The 313-nt window shown below is 39.9% G+C and carries 1 protein-coding gene; it reads left to right on the plus strand.

All coding sequences use genetic code 11. The features are described 5' to 3' along the window. Positions 1-313 (plus strand): YgjV family protein (locus AB4486_RS23730; protein WP_372119037.1); only part of this gene is annotated, 313 nt, incomplete at both ends.

Raw genomic sequence — 313 nt, forward strand, 5'->3', positions numbered from 1 at the left:
AAAACTGGATAACACAAGGAGTTGGCGGCCTGGCTTTTTGTATCGGTGTAATGGCCTTTTGGCAAAAAGATGATATGCGTTTTCGCTACCAGATGATGATCTTTTGTTTTGTAATGAGTATCCATTTCATATTAATGGGCGCCATAGTGGCGGCTATAGGCGTAATTATTAATGCTATTCGCAGCTATGTATCGATAAAAACTCAATCGCGCAAAGTGATGTGGTTCTTTATTGGCTTGATGTGGTGCATGACTTTACCCAACATGAATCATTTCTTTGAATTTATTACGGTTGTTGGTTCATCCGTTGCGAC

Origin of the sequence: Vibrio sp. 10N.222.55.C6 (assembly GCF_041473395.1) — a bacterium.
GTDB classification, from domain to species: Bacteria; Pseudomonadota; Gammaproteobacteria; order Enterobacterales; family Vibrionaceae; genus Vibrio; species Vibrio crassostreae_C.